Origin of the sequence: Rhodovulum viride (assembly GCF_003265965.1) — a bacterium.
Lineage (GTDB): Bacteria > Pseudomonadota > Alphaproteobacteria > Rhodobacterales > Rhodobacteraceae > Rhodovulum > Rhodovulum kholense.
Genome location: NZ_MUAV01000009.1, coordinates 102,619 through 122,648, shown reverse-complemented (window position 1 = coordinate 122,648; position 20,030 = coordinate 102,619). Strand labels below are relative to the sequence as shown.

Below are 20,030 nucleotides of genomic sequence, written 5' to 3'. Positions count from 1 at the left end.
CGAACCGAAAGGCCATAGGAAATGGATCAGTCGAACCGATATGCCCGCCTCGACCTCGATGAGAAAGCGCTCATCGCCGGCGGCCGTCACGTGCTTTGCGCCTACACGATGAAGCCGAAGGGGGACGGGGACTACCTGGCCACCGCTGCGCATTTCGCCGCCGAAAGCTCGACCGGCACCAATGTCGAGGTGCACACCACCGACGATTTCACCAAGGGCGTCGATGCGCTCGTCTACGAGATCGACCCCGAAAACGAGGTGATGAAGATCGCCTATCCGGTCGAGCTGTTCGACCGCAACATCATCGACGGCCGCGCCATGCTGGCCTCGTTCCTGACGCTGACGATCGGCAACAACCAGGGCATGGGCGACGTGGCGCATGCCAAGATGCGCGACTTCTACGTGCCGCCGGCCTATCTGCGGCTCTTCGACGGGCCCACGATGAACATCGCCGACATGTGGCGCGTTCTGGGCCGCAGCGTCACCGATGGCGGCATGGTGGTGGGCACCATCATCAAGCCGAAACTCGGCCTGCGCCCGCAGCCCTTCGCCGATGCCTGCCATGAATTCTGGCTGGGCGGCGATTTCATCAAGAACGATGAGCCGCAAGGCAATCAGGTCTTCGCGCCGCTGAAGGAAACCATCCGCCTTGTCTCGGACGCGATGAAGCGCGCCCAGGACGAAACCGGCGAGGCCAAGCTGTTCTCGGCCAACATCACTGCCGACGACCACTATGAAATGCTGGCCCGGGGCGAATACATCCTCGAGACCTTCGGCGAGAATGCCGATCACGTGGCCTTCCTGGTCGACGGCTATGTGGCCGGTCCGGCGGCGATCACCACCGCCCGCCGCGCCTTCCCGCACCAGTTCCTGCACTATCACCGCGCGGGCCACGGCGCCGTGACCTCGCCGGAATCCCAACGCGGCTACACCGCCTTCGTGCTGTCCAAGATGGCGCGTCTGCAGGGCGCCTCGGGGATCCACACCGGCACCATGGGCTTTGGCAAGATGGAGGGCGATCCGTCCGACAAGATCATGGCCTTCATGCTGACCGACGACGTGGCCGAGGGCCCCTTCTACCGGCAGGACTGGCTGGGGATGAAACCCACCACCCCGATCATCTCGGGCGGCATGAACGCGCTGCGGCTGCCGGGCTTCTTCGACAATCTGGGCCATTCCAACGTGATCCAGACCTCGGGCGGCGGCGCCTTCGGCCATGTCGATGGCGGCACCGCGGGGGCGATCTCGCTGCGCCAGGCCCATGACGCCTGGAAGTCGGGCGTCGGCCTTGTCGACTACGCCAAGGAGCACAAGGAACTGGCCCGCGCCTTCGAAAGCTTCCCGCAGGATGCCGACAAGCTTTACCCGGGCTGGCGCGAAGCGCTGGGCGCTGTCGCCGCCGAATGACGCTCCGGCGCGGCCCTGCCCCGGGGCCGCGCCAACCTTGCAAAAAACCGGCCCTATCGGGAGGAACCCCAAGATGTTCGACCGTTCGATCAAGATCGCGCCCTCGATCCTGTCCGCCGATTTCGCGAATTTCGGCGCCGAGATCCGGGCCATTGAAACGCAGGGCGCCGACTGGGTGCATGTCGACGTGATGGACGGGCATTTCGTCCCGAACCTGACCTTCGGCCCGCCCGCGGTGAAGGCCTTCCGCCCGCATGTGAAGACCTTCATGGACGTGCATCTGATGATCTCGCCGGTCGATCCCTATATCGAGGCCTATGCCGAGGCGGGCGCCGACATGATCACCGCCCATATCGAGGCGGGGCCGCATATCCACCGCACGCTGCAGGCGATCAAGGCGCAGGGCGTCAAGGCGGGCGTGGTGCTGAACCCCGCGACCCCGGCTGAAAGCGTCGAGCATATCCTCGATCTGTGCGACATGGTCCTGATCATGACCGTGAACCCGGGCTTCGGCGGACAGAAATTCATCCATTCCGGCATCGAGAAGACCCGCAAGGTCCGCGCCATGATCGGCGACCGCCCGATCCATATCCAGATCGACGGCGGCATCACCCCCGAGACCGCGCCGCTGGTGGTCGAGGCGGGCGCCGATGTGCTGGTCGCGGGCTCGGCCGTCTTCAAGGGCGGCTCGGTCGACACGCCCGAGGTCTATGGCGCCAATATCCGCGCGATCCGCGAGGCCGCCGAAGGCGCGCGCAAGGCGGCCTGAAGCCCGACCACAGGTCCGGGAGGGCGCGGGCCGCGCGCCCTTCCGCGCCCCGTTGCCCCCGGGGCGGCTCTGTCACACTGAGGGACCGCCACCAAAGGACCGGCTGGCCCGCCCGCCGCCCCGCGTTACCTTCTTTCCGGCACCCGTGTCCCATTCGAAGGAGGTTTCCATGGCCGTCTCTCCCCCCGTCTGCGATTTCGGCTGGACCGCCCCGGACTTCGCCCTGCCCGGCACCGACGGAAAGACCCACAGGCTTTCGGACATCCGCGGCCCCAGGGGCACGCTGGTCATGTTCATCTGCAACCACTGCCCCTATGTGCTGGCGGTCCGCGACAGGCTGATCCGCGACGCGCGCGACCTGCAAGGCCTTGGGATCGGCGTCGCCGCGATCTGTTCGAACGACGCCTCGGCCTATCCCGAGGACGGGATCGAGGGCATGCGCCGCGTCGCCGAGGAACTTGACCTTCCCTTCCCCTATCTCCATGACGAGGACCAGTCGGTCGCGCGGGCCTATGGCGCTGTCTGCACCCCGGATTTCTTCGGCTTCGATGCCGGGATGGGGCTGCAATATCGCGGACGGCTGGATGCCTCGCGCAAGCAGGCGGGCCCGCCCGACCTGCGCCGCGACCTTTACGAGGCGATGAAACAGGTGGCCGAGACCGGCCACGGACCCGCCGAGCAGATTCCGTCGATGGGATGCTCGATCAAATGGAAGGATGCCGCGTGAAGGCCATCATCTTCGATCTCGACGGGACGCTGATCGACAGCGCCCCCGATATCCATGCCGCCGTGAACCGGACGCTTGCCGGGATGGGCCGGGAGGCGCTTGACCTCGACACCATCCGCGCCTTCATCGGCGACGGAGTGCAGGTCTTGATGGAGCGCGTGATCGAAGCCCGCGGGCTTGACGCCGGTCAGCGCGACGCCATGGTCGAGACCTTCCTTGGCCATTACGAAGCCGACCCGGCGACGCTGACGACGCTTTATCCCGGCGTCGAGGACGCGCTGGAACAGTTCCGCGACGAGGGCTGGGCGATGGGCGTCTGCACCAACAAGCCCGAGGCGCCCTCGCGCGCGATCCTCAAGACCTTCGGCATCGACGGCTTCTTCGGCGCGGTGGTCGGCGGCGACACGCTCGAGGTCAAGAAGCCCGACCCGAAACCGCTTCTGGCGGTGCGCGACCAGCTTCAGGCCAAGCAGGCGGTCTTTGTCGGCGACAGCGAGATCGACGCGGCGACGGCACTGGCCACCGGCATGCGCTTTGCGCTGTTCACCGAGGGCTATCACCGGTCCGAGGATGTCGACGACATCCCGCAGGATGCGCGGTTTTCCGATTACGACGTGCTGGTCGCCATCGTGGCGCGGCTCGCCGACGAGCTGAGATGACCATCAAGGCCCTGATCTTCGATCTCGACGGCACGCTGGCCGAGACCGAGGAAACCCACCGGGCGGCGTTCAACGCGACTTTCGCCGCCCATGGGCTCGACTGGCACTGGTCGCGCGAGGACTATGCCGTTCTGCTGAAGACCGGCGGCGGCAAGGAGCGGCTGCGCGCGTTTCAGGCGGGGCTGCCCGAGGCGGCGCGGTTGCCCGAGGCCGATCTGGTCCGGCTTCATGCCGAAAAGACCGAGACCTTCGGCCGGATGATCGCCGAGGGCGCGGTCGGGCTGCGTCCCGGGGTCGAGGACCTGATCCTGCATGCCCGCGAGGCCGAGATGGCCATCGCCATGGCCACCACCACCTCGCGGCCCAATGTCGAGGTGCTGGCGCGGACCTGCTGGGGCAGGCCCGCCGACCGGGTCTTCGACGTGATCGCCTCGGGCGACGAGGTCGAGCGCAAGAAGCCCGACCCCGCGATCTACCGGCTGGCGCTCGACCGGCTGGGGATGCCGCCGCGTGAGTGCCTTGCCTTCGAGGACAGCCATATCGGCCTGCAATCGGCGCGGGCGGCGGGGCTTGGGGTCGTCATCACCCCCAGCACCTATACCGAGGGCGAGGATTTCACCGGCGCCGCGCATTGCGCGCCGACGCTGGAACAGCGCAACTGGCCGCTGATCCTGAAGGCGATGCTGCTGAGCTACTAGCGCCAGGACAGCAGCCGGCCGCCGGTCCAGAGCCGCGTCTTCGACCGGCGGCGGAAGATCATCGGCAGGTGCAGCGCGCCCGAAAAGGGCGTGGGCCGCCGCGTCGTCAGCGCCGCCGTGACCGCGCCCTTCGACAGCATCGCCACGCCGAAGAAATCGGAAAACGGGGTCGAGCCGTTCTCGGCCATGTTCCATTTGGTATCGGTCACGATCCGGTCGGCCTGGATCAGGCTTTTCGGAAACCGCTCGTCATTCTTTCCGGTCATGGGGGTCCCTCGCATGCGCCTCTTTTTCAGCAGGTTACCCCCGGACCGAAGATCGCACCATAGGCCCAGAGAGCGCAGGGGCGGCCCCGTGTCCACAGGGCCGCAACCGACGCCGTCCGGCGCCGGGGCCAGATGACCAGATCAGGCGACCGGGTCAGGCGGCGGGCAGGCGGTTCTCGACCAGTTCGACATACCAGGAGGACCCGAAGGGGATCGCCTCGTCGTCGAAATTATAGGCCGGGTGGTGCACCGAGGCGGTGTCGCCATTGCCGAGGAAGATATAGGCGCCGGGCCGTTCCAGCAGCATGTAGCTGAAATCCTCGCCCCCCATCAGCGGCGCGGTGGCCGGATCGACCCGGCCCGAGACCTTCTCGGCCATCGCGACCGCGAAATCGGTCTGCTCGGGGGCGTTGGCGGTCACCGGGTAGTTGCGCTGATAGCGCACCTGGGCCGTCGCGCCATAGGCCGCCGCCGTCGCCTCGGCCACCGCGGCAACGCGCGCCTCGGCCAGATCGCGCATGCCCTCTTCCAGCGTCCGGACCGTGCCTTTCAGCAGGGCGGTCTGGGGGATCACGTTATAGGCCTCGGATTCGGTGCGGAAGGTGCAGACCGACACCACGATCTGTTTCAGCGGATCGGCATTCCGCGACGCGATGGATTGCAGCGCGACGACAATATGCGAGGCCACCAGCGTCGTGTCGATGCATTCATGGGGCTTGGCGGCATGCCCGCCCCTGCCGGTGACGGTGATGTCGAATTCGTCGGTCGCGGCCATGATCGGCCCGGGCCGGATCGCGAAGGCGCCGACCGGGATGCCGGGCATGTTGTGCATGCCATAGACTTCCTCGATGCCGAACCGCTCCATCAGCCCGTCCTCGCACATCGCCAGACCGCCCGCGCCGCCCTCTTCGGCGGGCTGGAAGATCACCACCGCGCGGCCGCCGAAATTGCGGGTCTCGGCCAGGTATCTGGCGGCCCCCAGCAGCATCGCGGTATGGCCGTCATGGCCGCAGGCATGCATCTTGCCGGGCGTCTTCGAGGCATAGGGCAGCCCCGTCGCCTCGTGGATCGGCAGCGCGTCCATGTCGGCCCGCAGCCCGATCGCCCGCCCCTGCCCGTCCGAGCGGCCCTTGATCACGCCGACCACGCCCGACCGCCCGATCCCTTCAACCACCTCGTCGCAGCCGAATTCCCTCAGCTTCGCCGCCACCAGCGCCGAGGTGCGCGGCAGGTCGTACATCAGTTCGGGATTCTCGTGGATGTCCCGGCGCCAGGCGGCAATCTCGGGCTGCATCTCGGCGAGGCGGTTCTTGACGGGCATGCGCGTTTACTCCTTAAGATGATCGAGCAGCCGGGCCATGAAGGCCTCGCCCTGCCGGAATTGGTCGAGGGTGATGTATTCGTCGGGCTGATGCGCCTGGGCGATGTCGCCGGGGCCGCAGACGACGGTGGAAAAGCCGCCCTCCTGGAACTGCCCGGCCTCGGTCGCGTAGCTGACCACATGGGTGGCGTTGTCGCCGGTCAGCCGGCGAGCCAGAGCCTCGGCCGCGCCGTCCGTCTCGGGGGCAAGCGCGGGCACCGAGAAGGTGTCCTCGACCGTGATCGCGGTCTCGGGACGGATCGCCTTCATGCCCGCCTCGACCCGCGCCACCTCGGCCATCAGCGCGTCGCGGCAGGCGGCGAGACTGTCCGAGGGCACGCAGCGGTAATCGAGCCCCATCCGGCAATCGGCCGCGGTGATGTTCTGCGCGGTGCCGCCCGCGATCTCGCCGACATGCACGGTGGTCCAGGGCGGATCGAAAAGCCCGTCATCGCCTTCGGGCGGGCGGGAGCGGTTCAGGTCATTCGCGTCATTCGCCCACTGGATCAGCCGCCCCGCCTCCATCACCGCCGAGACGCCCTTGTGCTGCATCGAGGAATGCACCTCATGGCCCTTCAGCCGGATCTCGAAGCCGATATTGCCCTTGTGGCCGGTCACCACCTGCAGCATCGAGGGCTCGCCCACGATCACCGCCGCGGCCCTTGGCAGGTCCGCGCGCGCCATTGCCGCGATCAGCGCCGGTGCGGCCAGGCAGCCCAGCTCTTCGTCATAGCTCAGCGCCAGTTGCAGCGGGCGCGCCACGTCGCGGGATTTGGCCTCGACCAGCGCCCAGATCGCCAGCGCGTCGAAGCCCTTCATGTCGCAGGCGCCGCGCCCGTAGAGCCGTCCGTTCCGTTCGGTCAGCTCCCAGGGGTCCGAGCTCCAGTCCTGGCCATCGACGGGCACCACATCGGTATGGCCCGACAGCATCACGCCGCCCGGGACCCAAGGTCCGGCATGGGCATAAAGGCTGGCCTTGGACCGGGCCGGGTTCCATACCCGGGCGCAATGGATGCCGAACCCGGTCAGATACTCTTCGACCCAGTCGATGAGATCGAGGTTGCCATCGCGGCTGACCGTGGGGAAAGATACAAATTTTTCAAACAGTTGACGCTGTGTCAGCGGGCTGGCCATGGGGGGCTCCGGGATGGGTCTTGCGCCGAGACTGCGGCCCGCGCCGGACAAGGTCAAGCGTCAACGCTGAAATATTGAACGCAAGGTCAAAATTTCCGCAAGGTCGGGCGGCCCTGAGGCAGATTGATATTGCGGAGCGCGGTTTCGCTGGTCACACTTTGGGCGAAATCACCGGCGCCACGTCCGGGAAACCAGAAAAGTACAATCATAGCAGCAACTTCAGGGAGTTTGCATGCCAGATGGGGCTTCGCCCATCCTCGAGGTGCAGGGTCTGCAGACCGTGTTTCGCACCCGGGGCGGCGATATTCACGCGGTCAATTCCGTCGATTTCCACCTGCAGCCGGGCGAGTTGCTGGGCGTGGTCGGCGAAAGCGGGTCGGGCAAATCGGTCACCATGATGTCGCTGATCGGGCTTCTGCCCTCGCCCCCGGCCGAGGTCCGGGCGGGCACGGTGCGGTTTGGTGGCGACGACCTGCTGCGGATGCCCGCCCGGCGGCTGCGCGACATTCGCGGCGCGCGCATCGGCTTTGTCTTCCAGGACCCGATGACCAGCCTCAACCCGGTCTTTCCGGTGGGCTTTCAGATCATGGAGCCGCTGCGCAAGCATATGGGGCTTGACCGCGGCGCCGCGCGGCGCCGCGCGCAAGAGCTGCTGGAGCTGGTCGGCATCCCCGATGCCGCGCGGCGGCTGGGCGATTTCCCGCACCAGTTCTCGGGCGGCATGCGCCAGCGGGTGATGATCGCCATGGCGCTGGCCTGCGATCCCGAGGTGCTGATCGCGGACGAGCCCACCACCGCGCTGGACGTCACGATCCAGGCCCAGATCCTCGTGCTGATGAAGGACCTGCGCGAACGGCTGGGCATGGCGGTGATCTGGATCACCCATGATCTGGGCGTGATCGCGGGCATCGCCGACCGGGTGATGGTGATGTATGGCGGCCAGGTGGTGGAACAGGCGCCGGTCAAGGCGCTGTTCGCGCGGCCCCAGCACCCCTATACCCGCGCGCTTCTGCAGACCGTGCCCCATGTCACCGGCGCCCGGGCCGACCGGCTGAAGGTGATCGAGGGCCAGCCTCCGGTGCTGTCGGGCCCGCCCCGCGCCTGCCCGTTCCGCGCCCGCTGTCCCCATGCCTTCGAGACCTGCGCCCGCGCCAACCCGGCGCGCGTCGCGGTCGGCCCGGACCATGACGCCGCCTGTTTCTGGGATGTCGACCGGGGAGCGCCCCGCCATGTCTGAAACCACAATGTCTGATCCTGCCATGCACGAAGCAAGCTCCCGGCCGCTGGTCGAGGTGCGCGATCTCAGGATGCATTTCCCGATCCATGCCGGGGTGCTGCGCCGCCGGGTCGGCGCGGTGCGCGCCGTCGACGGTGTCAGCTTCGACATCCACGAGGGCGAGACGCTGGGCCTTGTGGGCGAATCGGGCTGCGGGAAATCCACCTGCGGCCGCGCGATCCTGAGGCTTTACGACATCACCTCGGGCTCGATCCGGATCGAGGGCGACGAGATCGGCACGCTTGGTCAGGACGCGCTGCGCCCGCGCCGGCCGCGGATGCAGATGGTGTTTCAGGACCCGCAGGCCAGCCTCAACCCGCGCATGACGGTGGCCCGCATCATCGGCGAGCCGCTCGACGAACACACGACGCTGAGCCGCGCCGAAAAGCTGGACCGGATCTACGAGCTGATGGACGCGGTCGGGCTGAACCGGAATTTCGCGAACCGCTACCCGCACCAGTTCTCGGGCGGGCAGCGCCAGCGGATCGGGATCGCCCGGGCGCTGGCCTTGAACCCGAAATTCATCGTCTGCGACGAACCCATCGCAGCGCTCGACGTCTCGATCCAGGCGCAGGTGGTGAACCTGCTGGAAGACCTGCAGGACCGTTTCGGGCTGACCTATCTTTTCATCAGCCACGACCTGTCGATGGTGCGCCATATCGCCGACCGGGTGGCGGTGATGTATCTGGGCCGCGTGGTCGAGCTGGCGCCCCGCGACAGCCTGTATGGCGCGCCGCTGCACCCTTACACGCAGGCGCTTCTGTCGGCGGTGCCCGAACCCGATCCCGAGCTGGAATCCAGCCGCCGCCACATCATCCTGAAAGGCGACGTGCCCTCGCCCGCCAATCCGCCCGAGGGGTGCAACTTCTGCACCCGCTGCCCGCAGGCGATGCCCATCTGCCACCGGATCGACCCCGAGATGCGCGAGCTGAGGCCCGGGCATTTCGCGGCCTGCCACCTGCACGACCCGGATCATGCCCCGACCGCCGAACCTACGGCGGCGAACGACCAACCCCAACAAGGAGAGTGACATGACAGCGAAACACGCCCTTCTGGGCGCCGCCGCGGCCCTTGCCCTGGCGCCTGCCGCGTTCGCCGAACGCGGCAGCGACGGTCAGGTGAACATCATCTACTGGCAAGGCCCCTCGACGATGAACCCGTACCTGTCGGGCGGCATCAAGGAGCTGGAGGCGGCGAGCCTGTCGCTGGAACCGCTGGCGCGCTACGATCCCGATGGCAACATGGTGCCGTTCCTGGCCGAAAGCGTGCCGACGCTGGAAAACGGCGGCGTGTCCGAGGACCTGAAATCGGTCACCTGGAAGATCAAGCCGGGCCTGCTGTGGTCGGACGGCACCCCCGTCACCTCGGCCGATGTGCGGTTTACCTGGCAATACTGCACGGCCGAAGGCGGCGGCTGTTCGCAGTCGGAAAAATACAACGACGTGGCCGATGTCGAGACGCCCGACGAGCTGACCGCCATCGTCCGCTTCTCGGTGCCGAAGCCCTATCCCTACGGTCCCTTCGTCGGCAACCAGGCCCCGATCCTGCAAGCCGCGCAATTCGCCGACTGCCTCGGCGCCAAGGCCCCCGGTTGCACCGACGCCAATTTCATGCCGGTCGGCACCGGCCCCTTCATCGTCACCGATTTCCGGCCCAATGACGTGATCGCGCTGAAAGCCAACGAGCATTACCGCGACCCCGAGAAACCCGCCTTCGCCACGGTGAACTTCAAGGGCGGCGGCGATGCCATGGCCGCGGGCCGGTCGGTGCTGGAAACCGGCGAATACGATTTCGCCTGGAACCTGCAACTGGCGCCCGAGGTGCTGGACCAGATGGCCGCCGCCGGCAAGGGCGAGGTCGAGGTCGCCTTCGGCACGCTGGTCGAGCGGATCATGGTCAACTTCACCGATCCCGACCCGAAATGGGGCGAACGCCGCGCGACCGCCGACCATCCGCACCCGTTCCTGACCGACAAGGCGGTGCGCAAGGCACTGTCGATGGCCATCGACCGCGACCTCCTGACCGAGATCGGCTACGGGCAGGCCGGGCGGACCACCTGCAACGTGCTGGCCGCACCCGAGATCTATGCCTCGGAGGCCAACGAGGGCTGCCTCGTGCAGGATATCGAGGGCGCAAAGGCGCTGCTCGATCAGGCGGGCTGGGTCCCCGGCCCCGACGGCGTGCGCCAGAAGGACGGGATGCGGCTGAGCATGCTCTTCCAGTCCTCGACCAATGCGGTCCGGCAGGACTTTCAGGCGCTGATCAAGCAGTGGTGGTCGGAAATCGGCGTCGAGAGCGAGCTGCGCAATGTCGATTCGTCGGTCTTCTTCGGCGGCGATCCCGGCAGCCCCGACACGTTCCAGAAGTTCTATGCCGATGTCGAGATGTATGCCAACAGCTTCGACGGCACCGATCCCGAGGCCTACATGGCCAACTGGATCTGCGAAGAGGCGCCCCGCCCCGAAACCCAGTGGCAGGGCAACAACATGCCGCGCTACTGCAACGAGGCCTATGACGCACTGGTCGCCGAAATGGCCAAGACCGGCAAGATGGACGAACGGATCGCGCTGGCCAAGGAGATGAACGACATCCTGATGCAGGATTACGTGATGCTGCCTCTGGTCCATCGGGGCCGGGTCTCGGCCCGGGCCACGTCGCTGGGCGGCTTCGTCATGAATGCCTGGGACAGCGAGCTCTGGAACGCGGCCGACTGGTACCGCGTGAAATGAGCCCATGGGGGGCGCCCTGCCCGGGCGCCTCCTCCCTGCCCGCCCATCGAGCCCGAGGCCGTCCATAATGTTCACCTACACGATCCGCCGGCTGCTGATCGCGATCCCGACGCTGCTGGTCATCAGCCTCATCATCTTTCTTGTGGTGACGCTCGCCCCCAGCGACCCGACCGCGAACCTGCCGCTGTCGATCCCCTCCGAGGTCCGCGCCCAGATGCGCGAGGCGCTGGGGCTGAACGAACCGATCCTCGTGCGCTACCTGCTGTGGCTGAGGCAGTTCTTCCTCTACGAGCCCCTGCACATGATGGACCAGGCCTTCGGCCTCAGCCTCGCCGGCGAGGACATGCAGCGCATCCTCAGCTGGCAGACCCGCAGCCCGGTCGCCGACCTGATCGTCCAGCGCCTGCCGCAGACGCTCTGGGTCGTCGGCACCTCCTATGTGGTGGGAGTGCTGATCGCGCTGCCCATCGGCATCGTCTCGGCCTACCGGCAATACAGCTGGTTCGACCAGATCGGCACCTTCGTCTCGATGGTGGGCTTTTCGGTGCCGACCTTCTTCACGGGCGTGCTGCTGATCGTGATCTTCTCGGTCCATCTGGGCTGGTTCCCGTCGATCTACGACACGACGCTGAGGGTCACGGACCTGTCGACCTTCTGGTTGCAGATCAAGCAGATGATCATGCCGGTCGCGGTGCTGGCGCTGTATAACGCGGCCCAGATCAGCCGCTTCATGCGCGCCTCGATGCTGGACAACCTCAACCAGGACTATGTGCGCACCGCCCGCGCCAAGGGCATGACCGAGCGCGTCGTGGTGCTGTTGCACGTCCTGAGAAACTCGATGATCCCGGTCGTCACGGTGATCGCGCTGGGCGTGCCCACGGTCTTTGGCGGCGCCATCATCACCGAACAGGTCTTCAAGGTGAACGGCATCGGCCAGCTGCTGATCATCGCGATCCAGGGCGGCGACGTGCCCACGGTGCAGACCCTGACCTTCATCTTCGCGGTGCTGATCGTTCTCTTCAACCTGATCGCCGATGTGCTTTACGGCCTGCTCGACCCGAGGATCCGCTATGACTGACGCCCCGATGATCGAGACGATGGAAATCGCCCGGCCGCCCCGCAACCAGTGGCTCGATGTCTGGGACCAGTTCCGCAGCCATCGCGGCGCGCTCCTGGGCGCGGCCTTCTTCGCCTTCATCCTGGCCGCGGTGTTTCTGGGCCCGCTGATCTGGCAGATCGACCCGACCTATATCGACATCCGCGCCCGCAACCAGGGCCCGAGCCTCCTGCACCCGTTCGGCACCGACCAGCTGGGGCGCGACACGCTGGCGCGGATGCTGGCGGGCGGGCAGGTCTCGCTGGCGGTGGGGCTGACCGCGATGGGCCTGTCGCTGGTGCTGGGCACGCTGATCGGCGTGCTCGCGGGCTATTTCCGGCGGCTCGACGGGGCGCTGATGCGGCTGACCGACCTGTTCCTCGCGCTGCCGCTGCTGCCCTTGCTGCTGGTCATCATCATGCTTTTCCGCGACGCGCTGCGCAGCGCCTTCGGCCCCGAGGGCGGCATCTTCGTGCTGATCGTCTTCGTGATCGGCATCACGTCCTGGATGCAGACCGCGCGGATCGTGCGGGGCGATGTGCTGGCACTGAAGGAACAGGAATTCGTGCTGGCCGCGCGGTCCATCGGCACGCCCTCGCGGCGGATGATCACGCGCCATATCCTGCCCAACGTGCTGTCGCCGATCATGGTCTCGGCGACGCTGGGGATCGCCAACGCCATCATCACCGAAAGTGCCCTGTCCTTTCTGGGGCTCGGCTTCCCGTCCGATTTCCCGACCTGGGGGCGGCTTCTGTTCGATTCGACCGATTATCTGCAGCAATATCCCGAACGCGTGATCTGGCCCGGACTCGCGATCTCGCTGACGGTGCTGAGCGTGAACTACATGGGCGACGGGCTGCGCGACGCGCTCGATCCGCGGATCCGGGGGCGCTGAGCCCCCGGAGGGCGGCGGCTCAGTGCTCCATGCCGCGGCGGATCTGGCGGATCATCAGCCAGACCACCAGCACGACGACGGGCGTCACCACGGCGGTGGCGAGCGCCTTCGACACGCCCAGGACCTCGGCGCCCGGGGCAATCATGTAGGCCACGAGGCTGACCGCGTAATAGCTGATCGCGACCACCGACAGCCCCTCGACCGTGCGCTGCAGGCGCAGTTGCAGATCGGCCCGCTTGTCCATGCTTTCCAGCAGCTTCTGGTTCTGGGCAGAGCGTTCGACATCGACCTGGGTTCGCAGAAGGTTCGCGGCGCGGACCGCGCGCCGGGTCATTGAATCGAGCTGCGCCTCGGTCGCCTTCACCGTCCGCATCGACGGATCGTAGCGACGCATCATGAATTCGGCGAAGGTCTGGCGGTGCTGGAACCGCTCTTCGCGCAGGATCTCGATCCGCTGATGCACCAAAGCCTCGTAGGCGGTGGTGGCCGAAAAGCGGAAGGCCGATTGCGCCAGAAGGCTTTCCAGCTCGGCCGAGACGGCCAGAAGGTTCCGAAGCGTCTCTTCGGGGATCCGGTTGCCGCGGTTCATCTCGCCCACCAGCTCGCTCAGCTGCGGGTCAAGTTCGGCCAGCCGCTCATTGACCTGCCGCGCCCGGGGCAAGCCCAGCATCGACATCGCCTTGTAGGTCTCGATCTCGGTCAGCCGCTGCACGATACGCCCGATCCGCCGCTGGCCGATCCCCGGCTCGACGAAGACCGCCATGCGCATGTGTCCGCCATTGTCGATGCGGAAATCGGTGGCCATCACCGCGGCATCGTCGAGGATCGCCGCCGCCGACAGGCTGTCGGGCGCGAACCATTCGCCCAGCCGCGCGCCGATCTGGTCGGGCCCTTCCCTCACCTGCTCGATCCGGATCAGCGCCGAGGTCAGCCGCGCGCCGGGCGCGGTGTCGAGCCAGTCGTCGGGAAAGACCTCGAAGGCGGACGGGTCGAACGCGCGGTCGGCGACACCGGGGGTGAAGACGGTGTAGGTCACGAACTCGGTATGGCTTTCCCATTTCATCTTGTGCCGGCCCATCTGGCCGAAGAAATGGGTGTCGCCGGGCTTGGGATGCTGCGCGCCGAACCGGTCGAGCAGGTCGATCACATGCGCCCGGTCGGCATCGCGGTCGCGGATCGCGGCGTCAAGCGGCGGCTTGATGGCCAGAAAGGCCGCATGGCAGGGCGCCTCGAGCGAGGGGAACGGCCGCGCATGCAGCTCGTTCGTCAGCGCATAGCGCAGCGGATGGTCCTGGATCGGCATGGGGGCTGGCCTTCTGTTCCCGCGAGTCACACCACCTCTAGCCGAGCCGCGCGATTTGTAAACGCGTCAGGGCGCGCTTGCGCGCGCGGCCCCTGCGGGGCCTTGGGTATTTGGACCAAGAAGAAATGGAAAACGGGGCTTCTTCTTGGCCAAAATACCCGAAACCCGGCGGCCCGGTCAGGGCCGCCTCTGAAGGACTGCGCCGGAGGCGCGCCTTTGAACAATCCGCCCGATGCAGAACGCCCCGCCGAATGGGCGGGGCGTTGTTCTTTTCGGATGAAAGCGGTCTCAGCGGATCATCGACAGCAGCTTGTCGAGGCTCTGCTTGGCATCGCCATAGAACATCCGCGTGTTCTCCTTGTAGAACAGCGGGTTCTCGATCCCCGAATAGCCGGTGCCCTGACCGCGCTTCGACACGATCACCTGCTTGGCCTTCCAGACCTCCAGAACCGGCATGCCCGCGATGGGCGAATTCGGATCGTCCTGCGCCGCCGGGTTCACGATGTCGTTCGACCCGATGACGATGGCCACGTCGGTCTGCGGGAAGTCCTCGTTGATCTCGTCCATTTCCAGCACGATGTCGTAGGGGACCTTGGCCTCGGCCAGCAGCACGTTCATGTGACCCGGCAGGCGCCCCGCCACCGGGTGGATGGCAAAGCGCACCGTCTTGCCCTGCTTGCGCAGATGCTCGGTCAGCACGGAAACCGAGTTCTGCGCCTGGGCGACGGCCATGCCGTAGCCCGGCACGATGATGACGCTGTCCGCATCCTCGAGCGCCGCGGCCACGCCATCGGCGTCGATCGCGACCATCTCGCCCTCGACCTCGGCCGCGGGGCCGCCGGTGCCGCCGAAGCCGCCCAGGATCACGCTGACGAAATGCCGGTTCATCGCGCGGCACATGATGTAGCTGAGGATCGCCCCCGACGAACCGACAAGCGCGCCGGTCACGATCAGCAGGTCATTGCCCAGCGTGAAGCCGATGGCGGCCGCGGCCCAGCCCGAATAGCTGTTCAGCATCGAGACCACGACCGGCATGTCGGCGCCGCCGATGCCCATGATCAGGTGCCAGCCGATGAAGCCCGCGAGAAGCGCCATCAGGACCATGGTCCAGATGCCCGCGCCGGTGAAGTAGAGATAACCCAGCGCGATGGCCACGATCACCGCGACCAGGTTCAGGATGTGACCGCCCGGCAGCTTGTGCGGCTTGCCGTCGATCTTGCCCGCAAGCTTGCCGAAGGCCACGACCGACCCGGTGAAGGTCACGGCCCCGATGAAGATGCCGAGGAAGACCTCGACCTTGAGGATCGAGATCTCGACAGGCGTCTTGTGCGCCAGCACGGCGGCGAAGCCCCGCAGCGCCTCGACCGCGGCGCCGTCATCAGCCGCCTTCAGCGCCATGACGTGGTTGAGTTCAAGCTGGGCATTGAGACCGATGAAGACCGCAGCAAGGCCGACGAAGCTGTGCAGCGCCGCCACCAGCTGCGGCATCTCGGTCATCTCGACCCGGCGCGCGACCTCGTAGCCGGCATAGCCGCCGATCAGGACGGCCGGGATCAGCAGCCAGTAATGGCCGATGCCCGGCCCGAACACGGTGCCCAGCACGGCGAGCCCCATGCCGACGATGCCGTACCAGACGGCGCGCTTGGCCTTTTCCTGGTTCGACAGCCCGCCGAGCGCGAGGATGAAGAGAACGGCGGCGGCGATATAGGCCGCGGAAACGATACCGATGGACATATCCCCTGCCCCCTCAAGATTTCTGGAACATGGCCAGCATCCGGCGTGTCACCAGGAAGCCACCCACGATGTTGATCGTCGCGATCAGGACAGAGACCGTGGCGAGGATCACCACCAGCCAGTTGCCCGACCCGATCTGCAGAAGCGCGCCCAGGATGATGATCCCCGAGATCGCGTTGGTCACCGCCATCAGCGGCGTGTGCAGCGAGTGGCTGACATTCCAGATCACCTGGAAGCCGACGAAGCAGCTCAGCGCGAAGACGATGAAATGGCTCATGAAGCTTTCCGGCGCGAAGGCTCCGATCAGCGCCATCAGAAGACCGCCCGCGACCAGCATGCCGACCTGGGTGATCGTCTGCTTGCGGAAGGCGGCGGCCTCCTGGGCCTTCTTCTCTTCGGGGGTCAGCTCTTTCGGCTTTTCCTTCCTGGGCGCAGCCGCGATCGCCTTCACCTTGGGCGGCGGCGGCGGGAAGGTGATCTCGCCCTCATGGGTGACGGTCGCGCCCCGGATCACGTCGTCTTCCATGTTATGCACGACCTGGCCATCCTTGCCGGGCGTCAGGTCGGTCATCATGTGACGGATGTTGGTGGCGTAAAGCGTCGAGGATTGCGTCGCCATGCGGCTGGCGAAATCGGTATAGCCGACCACGGTCACGCCATTGTCGCTGACGATCTTCTCGCCGGGCCGGGTCAGGTCGCAGTTGCCGCCCTTCTCGGCGGCCAGATCGACCACGACCGAGCCGGGCTTCATCGCCGCCACCATGTCCTCGAGCCAGAGCTTGGGCGCGGGACGGCCGGGGATCAGCGCGGTGGTGATGACGATGTCCATGTCGGGCGCCAGCTCGCGGAATTTCTCAAGCTGCTTTTCCCGGAATTCCGGCGAGGAAGGCTTGGCATAGCCGCCCGATTCAGACCCGTCGGCGGTGCTGTCCTCGAAGTCGAGGAACACGAATTCGGCGCCCATCGACTCGATCTGCTCGGCCACTTCGGGACGCACGTCGAAGGCATAGACCATGGCCCCCAGCGAGGTCGCCGTGCCGATCGCGGCCAGACCCGCGACACCCGCGCCGACCACCAGCACCTTGGCCGGGGGCACCTTGCCCGCCGCCGTCACCTGGCCGGTGAAGAAGCGCCCGAAATTCGACCCCGCCTCGATCACCGCGCGGTAGCCCGCGATATTGGCCATCGACGAAAGCGCATCCATCTTCTGCGCCCGGCTGATCCGCGGCACCATGTCCATCGCGATCACGGTGGCGCCCCTGGCCTTGCACTGCTCGAGCAGCGCCTCGTTCTGAGCGGGCCAGAAGAAGCTGATCAGCGTCTGCCCCTTGCGCAGCCGCGCCACCTCCTCGGCGACAGGCTCGCGCACCTTGACGACGATGTCGGCGCCCTGCCAGAGCGCCGCGGCGGATTGCACCACCTTGACGCCGGCCTTTTCATAAGCCGCATCGGCGAAGCCGGCGGCCTCGCCCGCGCCGGCCTCGATCAGACAGTCATAGCCCAGCTTCCGAAGCTGGACCGCAGAGTCGGGGGTCATGGCCACGCGGGCCTCACCCTCCAGGATCTCTTTCGGTGCCCCGATTTTCACGTTCTAGTCCCCTCTTTCAGGCGTTGGGCCGCTGCAGGCCGCTGTCTCATAGCATTGCGCAACAATGTTTCACAAGTTGCAGGGTTGGCTATTCCCTTGTTTCAGGTTTTTCCGTCAGATCAGATCCAGCGCCGCACCCGGGCGCAATAGGCGTCATACTCCGATCCGAAGGCGTCCCGGATCAGCGCTTCTTCCCGCCGGATGAAGCGCCATTCGATCAGCTTCAGGAAGACCGGCACGAGGATCAGGCTCGGCACCGCGTCCCAGATCAGGATCAGCCCAAGCAGGATGGCCGCGTCGGCAAGATAGATCGGATTGCGCGAAAGGCGATAAGGACCTTCGACCACCAGGCAATCGGGCCGCTCGCGCGGGATCAGCGAGGTTCCCGCCAGAACCACCCGCAGCGCCGCCCAACCCGAAAGCCCCAGCCCGAAGGCCAGCGCCACCGCCCCCGCGACGTCGCCCGCCCGGCCGAGAAAGGCCAGCGGAAGCACTGACGCTTGCGCCCAGGCCAGCCCCGCGAAGAGCGCCAGCCAGACCGGCGGTAGTTCCAGGTAGTGCAGCAGCCGGGCCATCGGATCTCCGTCACGCATGTCGCCCCCCTTTAGAGAGTCCCTGCCGCCACGATCAAGGGGCTGAATCGTCATCCCCCTTGAACCCGGCTGCGTCCCGCGCCTAGTCTGCAGGCAAGGAGACCTCGATATGACCGATTTTGCGGCCACGCGAGCCCAGTTCCATATTCCCGAGGATGTGATCTATCTCGACGGAAATTCGCTCGGGCCATTGCCGCGCACGGCAGAGGCGCGGGTGGCCGCGGCGGTCCGCGAGGAATGGGGAGAAATGCTGATCGGCGGCTGGAACCGGGCCGGCTGGATCGAGATGCCCCGCGTCCTCGGCGACCGGATCGGCAAGCTGATCGGCGCCGAGCCGGGATCGGTCGTCCTGGGCGACACGGTGTCGATCAAGATCTACCAGGCGCTCGCGGCGGCGCTGGAGATGCGGCCCGACCGCCATGTGGTGCTGAGCGATCGCGGCAATTTCCCGACCGATCTCTACATGGCGCAAGGACTGATCGCGAGCCTCGGCCGCGGCCACACCTTGCGAATGGTCGCGCCCGAAGAGGTCGAGGCGGCCATCGACGAGGACGTTGCGGTCGTGCTGCTGACCGAGGTCGACTACCGCACCGGGCGGCTGCATGACATGGCCCGGCTGACCGCGCGGGCGCAGGCGGCAGGCGCCCTGACGATCTGGGATCTCGCGCATTCGGCGGGCGCGCTGCCCGTCGATCTGGCGGGCGCCGGCGCCGATTTCGCAGCCGGCTGCACCTACAAGTACCTCAATGCCGGGCCCGGCGCCCCGGCCTACATCTATGTGGCGCCGCGCCATTCCGACAGGGCGCTGCCTGCGCTGTCGGGCTGGTTCGGCCATGCCGCCCCCTTCGCATTCGAGCCCGGCTACCGGCCCGGCGTGGGTATCGACCGGATGCGGATCGGCACGCCACCGGTGTTGCAGATGGCGGTGGTCGAGGCCGCGCTGGGGGTCTGGGAGGGCGTCTCGCTTGCGGACGTGCGGCAGCGGTCGATCCAGCTGTCCGACCTGTTCATCGCCGAGGTCGAAAGCCGCTGCCCGCAGCTGACCCTGCTGACCCCGCGCGATCCAAGCCGCCGCGGCAGTCAGGTGTCGTTCGGTTTTGCCGAAGGTTATGCTGCGATCCAGGCGCTGATCGCGCGCGGCGTCGTCGGCGATTTCCGCGCCCCCGACATCATGCGCTTCGGCATCACCCCGCTTTACATCGGCGAGGAGGAGCTTATGCGCGCGGCACTGATCCTTCAGGACGTGATGGAGAACCGGCTATGGGACGAACCGGCCTATCGTTTCCGCGCCGCCGTCACCTGACCGGCCGCCCCCCGCGCCTGCGGCTGCGCCGCGCCCGGCCCGGCGACGGGGCGCCGACCCGCGCGGTGTTTCACGATGCGGTGCATCGCGGCGCCTCGCTCAGCTATTCGCCGGAAGAGCGCGATGCCTGGTCGCCCTCGCCCGAGGTGCCAGACGATTGGGAACAGAAGCTGCTAAGCCGCCACACCGTCATCGCCGAAATCCGCGGCGCGCCGGTGGGGTTCATGACGCTGGGCGAGGACGGCTATCTGGATTTCGCCTATGTCGCCCCCGACTGGACCGGGCGCGGCATCGGCCGGGCGCTGTTGCAGGCGATCCTGCGCGAGGCGCGCCGGACCGGGCTCGGCCGCCTTTCGACCGAGGCAAGCCTTGTGGCCCGGCCCTTCTTCGCCCGCCATGGCTGGCGCGAAACGGCCCGGCAAAGCGTCATCCGCCATGGCGTTGCCCTGACGAATTTTCGCATGGAAATAGATCTTTAGACGGCACTCCTCGC

The 20,030-nt window shown here is 66.8% G+C and carries 19 protein-coding genes; 12 read left to right on the top strand and 7 right to left on the bottom strand.

What is annotated here, in order from left to right:
• Positions 1–21 precede the first annotated feature (21 nt).
• The 5 genes from BYZ73_RS09795 to BYZ73_RS09775 all read left to right on the top strand — a co-directional run bounded on the left by BYZ73_RS09795 (position 22) and on the right by BYZ73_RS09775 (position 4,260).
• Positions 22–1,407, top strand: a complete 1,386-nt coding sequence (locus BYZ73_RS09795; protein WP_112315812.1) for a ribulose-bisphosphate carboxylase — start codon at positions 22–24, stop codon at positions 1,405–1,407.
• A 73-nt stretch (positions 1,408–1,480) separates the two neighbouring features.
• Complete coding sequence (gene rpe / locus BYZ73_RS09790) at positions 1,481–2,176, top strand: ribulose-phosphate 3-epimerase (protein ID WP_112315811.1); 696 nt, start codon at positions 1,481–1,483, stop codon at positions 2,174–2,176.
• Between the two features lie 169 nt (positions 2,177–2,345).
• Positions 2,346–2,903: a thioredoxin family protein gene (locus BYZ73_RS09785; protein WP_108027720.1), complete on the top strand. Its 558-nt coding sequence runs from the start codon at positions 2,346–2,348 to the stop codon at positions 2,901–2,903.
• Positions 2,900–3,562, top strand: a complete 663-nt coding sequence (gph, locus tag BYZ73_RS09780; protein ID WP_108027721.1) for a phosphoglycolate phosphatase — start codon at positions 2,900–2,902, stop codon at positions 3,560–3,562. The genes BYZ73_RS09785 and gph overlap by 4 nt, the downstream gene beginning before the upstream one ends.
• Positions 3,559–4,260: an HAD-IA family hydrolase gene (locus BYZ73_RS09775; protein ID WP_112315810.1), complete on the top strand. Its 702-nt coding sequence runs from the start codon at positions 3,559–3,561 to the stop codon at positions 4,258–4,260. The genes gph and BYZ73_RS09775 overlap by 4 nt, the downstream gene beginning before the upstream one ends.
• Here BYZ73_RS09775 and BYZ73_RS09770 read toward each other — a convergent pair.
• The 3 genes from BYZ73_RS09770 to argE all read right to left on the bottom strand — a co-directional run bounded on the left by BYZ73_RS09770 (position 4,257) and on the right by argE (position 7,020).
• On the bottom strand, positions 4,257–4,526 hold the full coding sequence (locus BYZ73_RS09770; protein ID WP_112315809.1) for a hypothetical protein: 270 nt from the start codon (positions 4,524–4,526) through the stop codon (positions 4,257–4,259). The two genes, BYZ73_RS09775 and BYZ73_RS09770, sit on opposite strands and share 4 nt — an antisense overlap.
• A gap of 154 nt (positions 4,527–4,680) precedes the next feature.
• Positions 4,681–5,847, bottom strand: a complete 1,167-nt coding sequence (locus tag BYZ73_RS09765) for a M20 aminoacylase family protein (protein WP_112315808.1) — start codon at positions 5,845–5,847, stop codon at positions 4,681–4,683.
• Positions 5,848–5,853: 6 nt separating this feature from the next.
• A complete protein-coding gene (gene argE, locus BYZ73_RS09760; RefSeq protein ID WP_112315807.1) occupies positions 5,854–7,020 on the bottom strand; it encodes an acetylornithine deacetylase in 1,167 nt (388 codons plus the stop codon).
• A 232-nt stretch (positions 7,021–7,252) separates the two neighbouring features.
• Here argE and BYZ73_RS09755 point away from each other — a divergent pair, with 232 nt between their 5' ends.
• The 5 genes from BYZ73_RS09755 to BYZ73_RS09735 all read left to right on the top strand — a co-directional run bounded on the left by BYZ73_RS09755 (position 7,253) and on the right by BYZ73_RS09735 (position 13,016).
• Entirely contained in the window at positions 7,253–8,257 is a 1,005-nt protein-coding gene (locus BYZ73_RS09755) for an ABC transporter ATP-binding protein (protein ID WP_112315806.1), read from the top strand.
• Positions 8,258–8,279: 22 nt separating this feature from the next.
• Entirely contained in the window at positions 8,280–9,326 is a 1,047-nt protein-coding gene (locus BYZ73_RS09750; RefSeq protein WP_112315805.1) for an ABC transporter ATP-binding protein, read from the top strand.
• Position 9,327: 1 nt separating this feature from the next.
• Positions 9,328–11,025, top strand: coding sequence for a peptide ABC transporter substrate-binding protein (locus tag BYZ73_RS09745; protein WP_112315804.1), 1,698 nt, complete (start codon positions 9,328–9,330; stop codon positions 11,023–11,025).
• 67 nt (positions 11,026–11,092) lie between these two features.
• Positions 11,093–12,103, top strand: coding sequence for an ABC transporter permease (locus tag BYZ73_RS09740; RefSeq protein WP_112315803.1), 1,011 nt, complete (start codon positions 11,093–11,095; stop codon positions 12,101–12,103).
• Positions 12,096–13,016, top strand: a complete 921-nt coding sequence (locus BYZ73_RS09735) for an ABC transporter permease (protein WP_112315802.1) — start codon at positions 12,096–12,098, stop codon at positions 13,014–13,016. The genes BYZ73_RS09740 and BYZ73_RS09735 overlap by 8 nt, the downstream gene beginning before the upstream one ends.
• 19 nt (positions 13,017–13,035) lie before the next feature.
• On the opposite strand, the gene BYZ73_RS09730 is transcribed toward BYZ73_RS09735, so the two are convergent.
• The 4 genes from BYZ73_RS09730 to BYZ73_RS09715 all read right to left on the bottom strand — a co-directional run bounded on the left by BYZ73_RS09730 (position 13,036) and on the right by BYZ73_RS09715 (position 18,234).
• Complete coding sequence (locus tag BYZ73_RS09730; protein ID WP_112315801.1) at positions 13,036–14,319, bottom strand: DUF3422 family protein; 1,284 nt, start codon at positions 14,317–14,319, stop codon at positions 13,036–13,038.
• A 288-nt stretch (positions 14,320–14,607) separates the two neighbouring features.
• On the bottom strand, positions 14,608–16,053 hold the full coding sequence (locus tag BYZ73_RS09725) for an NAD(P)(+) transhydrogenase (Re/Si-specific) subunit beta (RefSeq protein WP_112315800.1): 1,446 nt from the start codon (positions 16,051–16,053) through the stop codon (positions 14,608–14,610).
• A gap of 13 nt (positions 16,054–16,066) precedes the next feature.
• A complete protein-coding gene (locus BYZ73_RS09720; RefSeq protein WP_112315799.1) occupies positions 16,067–17,641 on the bottom strand; it encodes a Re/Si-specific NAD(P)(+) transhydrogenase subunit alpha in 1,575 nt (524 codons plus the stop codon).
• A gap of 119 nt (positions 17,642–17,760) precedes the next feature.
• The gene (locus BYZ73_RS09715; RefSeq protein WP_158272354.1) at positions 17,761–18,234 is read right to left on the bottom strand and encodes a methyltransferase family protein; all 474 of its coding nucleotides are present in this window, start codon (positions 18,232–18,234) and stop codon (positions 17,761–17,763) included.
• Positions 18,235–18,343: 109 nt separating this feature from the next.
• Here BYZ73_RS09715 and kynU point away from each other — a divergent pair, with 109 nt between their 5' ends.
• Together kynU and BYZ73_RS09705 are read left to right on the top strand one after the other, a co-directional pair.
• On the top strand, positions 18,344–19,537 hold the full coding sequence (kynU, locus tag BYZ73_RS09710; protein ID WP_112315798.1) for a kynureninase: 1,194 nt from the start codon (positions 18,344–18,346) through the stop codon (positions 19,535–19,537).
• Positions 19,495–20,016 carry a GNAT family N-acetyltransferase gene (locus BYZ73_RS09705; RefSeq protein WP_112315797.1) on the top strand — a complete coding sequence of 174 codons (522 nt, stop codon included), beginning with the start codon at positions 19,495–19,497 and terminating at the stop codon, positions 20,014–20,016. The genes kynU and BYZ73_RS09705 overlap by 43 nt, the downstream gene beginning before the upstream one ends.
• Positions 20,017–20,030 lie beyond the last annotated feature (14 nt).